The organism is Xanthomarina sp. (assembly GCF_035306605.1).
In the GTDB taxonomy this organism is placed as follows: Bacteria; Bacteroidota; Bacteroidia; order Flavobacteriales; family Flavobacteriaceae; genus Xanthomarina.
Window position 1 is genome coordinate 1 of sequence record NZ_DATGNR010000050.1, and the last position, 5,978, is coordinate 5,978.

Sequence of the window (5,978 nt, forward strand, 5' to 3'; positions counted from 1 at the left end):
TCTGAAGGAATGTAGAACGTTTACAAGAAATAGAAGCTGCTAAAGTCAAAATTCAAGACGTCAAGGATTTTTCCATGTTGTATGTTTTTTTATAAAGACAATAGGAGGGTGTGGTAATAAGTGACTAATCAAAAAGCACTCAATATTGACTACTTATTATTCTTTAATTACTTGGAGCCTTAACATGCATGCTAATTTTAAATTCATGACTGTCATTTCAAATTTACGATTTTCAATTTTCTTTAAGATAATATGTTTATACTAAAATCTATTATAAATCAGTCTTCCTAAAGGATGTTTTATTAATAAAAAAAGCCAAATTATAGAATTTGGCTTTTGAAATATGTTCGAATTCAAATTAACCTGATTCGATATATTGATAATTTAATTAAAATTTCAAATCTACAATTATATCAAATTGGTCATAGATTGCTTTGTCCTTGAGATCATCAAAAAAGCTTGTAGATCCATATCTTACATCAAACTTTGATCTGTCAATTTTTAAAGCTGCATTCGCTTTATTCCCATTAACGGATAGATTAAAAGTTACACTTTCTGTTATACCTTTAATTGTAATATCTCCGGTTACTTGATAAGTGTTCTTTCCTGTCGATTTTACTTTTGTAAAATTTAAAGTTGAAGTAGGGAATTTTTCAACTCCAAAAAAATCATCTGATTTTAAATGCCCTTCTAATTTTCCTTTATACTCTCCTTCTAAATCAGTAACAGTAATTGTAGACATATTTATAACGAAAGAACCTCCTACTAATTTTTCTTCCTTAAAATTAAGGTGACCAGACTTTAATGTTATAAGTCCTTCGTGCTCTCCAGTTACTTTATAACCTTTCCAAACGACCTTACTATCCTCTACTTTAATTTCTTTTTTATCTCCTTCTATAGTAGTAAAAGAAAACGTCATAAATGCTACTAAAACAATTGCTGCTACGTTTTTAATTGAATTTTTCATTTTCATCCTTTTTTAGTTTTTTAAAATTATGGTACAAATTTCCAACATATTGTAATTATAGAAAATGAAGTAGTTTATGAAATAAAGTTAAACCAGATTAACCTTTACTGCTCATGACTGATTTGACTTTTAATTTTGCTTAAAAACTCTTTGGTTATACCTAAATAGGAAGCAATCATATATTGTGGTACACGTTGTTCTATTTTAGGATAGGTTTTCTTGAATATTTGGTAGCGTTCCTTTGCGGTAAGGCTGAAGTTTCTAATAATTCTTTTCTGGGAAGCCACAAAAGCGCGTTCTGTAATCTTTCTGAAAAGTCTTTCCAGTTTAGGGATTTCTACGTATAATTCTTCTAAATTATTATAAGAAAATTGGAAAAGTTGAGTGTTTTCTATGCATTGTACGTTAAAATCAGCAGGGTTTTGAGTGATAAAACTTCCAAGATCGGAAGTCCACCAATCTTCAATAGAAAATCCTATAATGTGTTCTTGTCCTTCTGCATTCATATAGAAAGTTTTTGTACATCCAGAAATGATAAAATTGACGCTTTTACAAATATCTCCTTGTTGCACGATATATTGATCTTTAAGATATTTTCTTTCAACCAATTTGGAAAATAGCAAGTTTTCTTCTTCTGAAGTAAGGGTAATATAATTATTTATATAATCTACTAAAGGCTTTTTGTTCATGGTTATTTTATGCTAGTGTCTAAAATTTTATCTTGTTTATTTGATATGCTATAATATTATAAAGCACTGGGTGTAATTTAGTGAATAAATTATGGATGGAAAATTAGTAAGTTTTTTTGATATTGGTCTTCCTAAGATGAAAGGATTTCTATTACCAAAATCAAACCACTAAGTTCCTTCGTTAGTCCTAAAAAGTTAAACTTAATCAGATTGCCTCCATAATTCTCTAACCCTTCATCAAATACATACTTTTAGAACCCTAGATCTCTAAGCCTAATAAATCTTTTAAAAGCCTGTATTCCAATCTATAATGCTCATATCGATATTGAAAATAAAACAATATGTCATCAGTAAAAAAAATATTAATTATATGTTAGTCAGAAAAAAATATTCGCATGCGATTTACTAAACGAAAAACATCTCCTTTGTTAAATAATTATTTACACCGGTAATAACAATTACACCAGATAGAGCTATTACGTAGGGACTATTTCTGCTTTTTCGCAGGTAGTTTTATCAATTAAAAAATCATAATTGATTCTAAAATCTTTCATTGTTTAGTGTATACAACTTATGTAACGCAACGAGTTTCATTTTTAACAAAAAATAATAAAAAACCAGTTTTTATGTTATAATAATAATTATACGTTATCTATAGAATTCATCCTTAAAGCCTTTAATATGAAAAACTATATTTTATTATTCACTATCTTACTATTGAGAGTTCCTAATTGTTTAGGACAAGAAGTTAAGATTGGAAGTTATACTTTAGCCGCTCAAGACTCGAATTACATAAACTTTACAGGTGTGGGCACAGACGATTATACACTTATAGAAATTTGGAATCAAAATACGTGGTTAAACTACTTAAAGTATAAAGATGACGAAAACTATAGTCCTATAAGCAGTGTAAAAGGTAGATGTTATAACCGAACGTTTAATAACCTAAAAAATGTAAGCCCAGGAGTTTATATCTTTAGGGTAGTATACCATTACAATTCTCCTGATAAAAGGGAGGAACATATAAAAACATTAGACACTAGAAATCTAAATTCACAGAATAAAGGGCAGTTAGATTATATACCAAAAACTATATCGGTTAATGGCTTTGTTTTAACGAGTGTTAGTCCATACGTTTTAGAGCTAGTGAACCAGTTTATTCAGAGAGTAGCGTTGTATCAATTTGGGAGAAGAAGCAATGGGATTTATATTTAAAAACAAAAGACGAAAAACATCAGCCTGTTTATAAAAAACATAGAAAGAACAATTCGGAAGATAAATTATCTACAACTATAGATGTAATTCCAGGAAACTATGTCATAATTATAGAACTAACTGATAAAGAAACAAGAGATACAAAAACTCATCAAAAAACAATTAATACAGAATTAGGAAAACCCAAGGAAATGCATGGTGATGGTTTTAGCATTAATTTTACCCCTAGTAAAAATAAATAATTTGAAATACAAATATTTATTAAAAAACTTCTTTGGAATTAAAGCAAAATTTGAAAATGGTGTGGTGTCATTGTATTCATAAAGTTTGGGATTAAGGTCGAGTAATCCATCAAGTTTTCAAAGGTCAATTAATTACCCTTTTTAGTTATCCGGTTCTACATGTATTAAAACATGTCCTAAACTTGGAATTTCACGTCGTAAGTAATCCTTGAGGTTGTGTGCTATATCATGCCCTTCCTTAACGGTAATTTCTCCGTCAACAATTACGTGTAAATCAACGTGATATTTCATTCCTGCTTTTCTGATAAAACATTTTTCTGTTCCAACTACACCTTTAACTTTTATAGATTCCACTCGAATTTCTTCTAATAAGTCATCATACAGATGTTCATCCATAATTTCACCCAAAGCTGGTCTAAAAATTAAATAACTATTGTAAAGAATAAAAGCAGAAGCGAATAAAGCCGCCCAATCATCGGCTGTTTCAAATCCTTCACCGAATATTAAAGCGATAGAAATTCCAATAAATGCCATAATAGAAGTTATGGCATCACTTCTATGGTGCCAAGCATCTGCTTTTAGGGAAGAACTATTGGTTTCTTTGCTTTTTTTGAGAACTATCCTAAATGAGATTTCCTTCCATAAAATGATACAACCTAAAACAATTAAGGTCCAAGGTTCAGGGGCTTTATGTGGTGTTTGAATATTTTGAATACTTTCGTAGGCGATAATAGTTGCTGAGGTTACAAGAAAGGCAACTACCAAGAAGGTAATTAGGGGTTCAATTTTTCCGTGCCCGTATGGATGATTTTCATCTGCTGGTCGTTTCGCATATTTTAACCCAAAAAGAACAAGCAAAGAAGAGAAAACATCGGTGGTTGATTCTATTGCATCGGCAATTAGTGCATATGAATTACCAAAAAATCCTGCAAGCCCTTTTATTAAAGCTAGACTAATATTGCTAACTAGGCTAAAATATGTCGTTCGTATTGCAGTTTGTTCGTTTTTCATTTAATTTTTCATCTTGCCAAAACACAAGAATAAACTCCCTTAGGAGTATGTTTTAGTATAATTGGTTAAGTGATTTATTTGTGAAATTTAGTGATAATATTAGAATTCTAACGCCTTGTTTTGTGAATTTTAGATTGTAAATTAATCTTATATCAATCTTTCTACAATTTATAGAATTGTTGTTTTGAGCTACCTAGCCCCAGTCTTAATAAACTTTAATATAACTTCATTCGACTCATCGGTTCACTGTATTAATTCTATATAATTACAATCAAATTTAATCACAAAAACAACCACAACTCTTTTGTTAACAATGTTTTATATTTAATTCGGTTACCTGTGTTAAATATTAAAATAGTGAACCGAATAGTGAACCGATGCCTATGGTTTTAGATGGTTTTATTTGATAATGTATGGAAATGAAAAAGCCGATAAACATAGTGTTTATCGGCTTTTGGTGGAATTTGGTGAATTCCTAGCGGAGAAAGAGGAACTAACCAGCACCTTTCCCATTCATCACCCACTTTCTCAAAACCTCCCGAAACCCTTGTAAAACAAGGGTTTTCCTATTTTTAGTAATTGGTTTTTATTAAGCAAAATATGTATAAATATAGCAATTGTGGGGATAATGTGGGGATAGTTTCTTATCTTTATACTACTCACTTTTAATAATTTATACGCTATGGCCACCATCAATTACCTCGTAAAAGGTACTAAAGGATATTCCAATATTTTAGTACGATTCAAAAATGGAAGAAAATTTGACTACACCGCTTCCACAGATTTAAAGATTCTTCCAAGTCATTGGAGTAAGGCAAAGCAAAAAGTAAAGAACATTTCCGATGCAGCTTACAAGGATGACGTAAACAACCATTTATTCGAGCTCGAAAACTTCATTATAGCGGAATTCAACGCGGACAATTCCAAAGGAATTTATATTGATAGAGATTGGCTTATAACCAAAATTGCGAATCATTTCAATAGACCTGTTAATGATGATGCAATAGACCAGGTATTCTTCCTGCCCTATGTAAAACGCTTTATAGAGTTAGCACCATCTCGCATAATAAAAGGCAAAAACAAGCCAGTGAGTTCCGGCACAATTACTAAATATAATACCACCAAGAATAAGATACAGGAATATGAGGAAAAGTTTAAAACCAAACTGAAGTTCACCGATTTAAACCTGACCTTTTACGATAGGTTTGTAAACTTTTTAACCCAGGACCAGAAGATAAACCTGGGTACGGTTGGTAATTATATTGGAACCATTAAAACCATAGCAAGAGAAGCCAAACTTCAAGGGCTTCCTGTTCACGAACATATAAACCATCCAAAATTCTTTGCACCTAAAGTAAAGGCAGATAGTATCTATCTAAGAGACGAGCAAATAAATAAGATTTACAACCACGACTACAAAGGAGTAGAACGTTTAGAAAACGCCAGGGATCTATTTATTATTGGTTTACGAACCGGACTAAGAGTATCCGATTTTTTACGATTAAAAGCAACCAATATTAAAGAAGGATTCATCGAAATAGAAACCCAAAAAACAGGTCAGGACGTGGTTATACCAATGCATCCACAAGTAAAAGCAATTCTGAAAAAACACAAAGGGTTTCCAAGAAGTATATCCGACCAGAAATTCAATTTACATATAAAGGAAGTTTGTGAAGAAGCAGGGTTTACGCAGAAAATCGAAGGCAGTATGATAAACCCTGAAACCAAAAGAAAGGAGAAGGGTATTTTCCCAATGCATAAACTTGTCACCTCTCATATATGTCGCAGAAGCTTCGCTTCCAACTTATATGGCAAGCTGCCCAATATGGTAATAATGGCCATCACCGGCCATCA

General features: G+C 31.3%; 5 protein-coding genes. 2 read left to right on the forward strand and 3 right to left on the reverse strand.

The window, feature by feature from the left end:
• Nucleotides 1–388: 388 nt before the first annotated feature.
• Entirely contained in the window at nt 389–967 is a 579-nt protein-coding gene (locus VKY41_RS07930; RefSeq protein WP_500813906.1) for a YceI family protein, read from the reverse strand.
• Nucleotides 968–1,071: 104 nt separating this feature from the next.
• On the reverse strand, nt 1,072–1,656 hold the full coding sequence (locus VKY41_RS07935; protein ID WP_500813907.1) for a Crp/Fnr family transcriptional regulator: 585 nt from the start codon (nt 1,654–1,656) through the stop codon (nt 1,072–1,074).
• A gap of 681 nt (nt 1,657–2,337) precedes the next feature.
• Between VKY41_RS07935 and VKY41_RS07940 the strand changes: the two genes are divergently transcribed.
• Nucleotides 2,338–2,871 carry a hypothetical protein gene (locus tag VKY41_RS07940; protein ID WP_500813908.1) on the forward strand — a complete coding sequence of 178 codons (534 nt, stop codon included), beginning with the start codon at nt 2,338–2,340 and terminating at the stop codon, nt 2,869–2,871.
• 383 nt (nt 2,872–3,254) lie between these two features.
• Here the strand turns inward: VKY41_RS07940 and VKY41_RS07945 are convergent, their stop codons facing one another.
• A complete protein-coding gene (locus tag VKY41_RS07945; RefSeq protein WP_500813909.1) occupies nt 3,255–4,124 on the reverse strand; it encodes a cation diffusion facilitator family transporter in 870 nt (289 codons plus the stop codon).
• A gap of 682 nt (nt 4,125–4,806) precedes the next feature.
• Here VKY41_RS07945 and VKY41_RS07950 point away from each other — a divergent pair.
• The coding region (locus VKY41_RS07950; protein ID WP_500813910.1) for a phage integrase SAM-like domain-containing protein at nt 4,807–5,978 on the forward strand (1,172 nt) is incomplete at its 3' end.

What these genes read in the sequence shown, in the direction of transcription:
- VKY41_RS07930 (WP_500813906.1), bottom strand. Translation starts at nt 967, where the DNA reads ATGAAAAATTCAATTAAAAACGTAGCAGCAATTGTTTTAGTAGCATTT.
- VKY41_RS07935 (WP_500813907.1), bottom strand. Translation starts at nt 1,656, where the DNA reads ATGAACAAAAAGCCTTTAGTAGATTATATAAATAATTATATTACCCTT.
- VKY41_RS07940 (WP_500813908.1), top strand. Translation starts at nt 2,338, where the DNA reads ATGAAAAACTATATTTTATTATTCACTATCTTACTATTGAGAGTTCCT.
- VKY41_RS07945 (WP_500813909.1), bottom strand. Translation starts at nt 4,124, where the DNA reads ATGAAAAACGAACAAACTGCAATACGAACGACATATTTTAGCCTAGTT.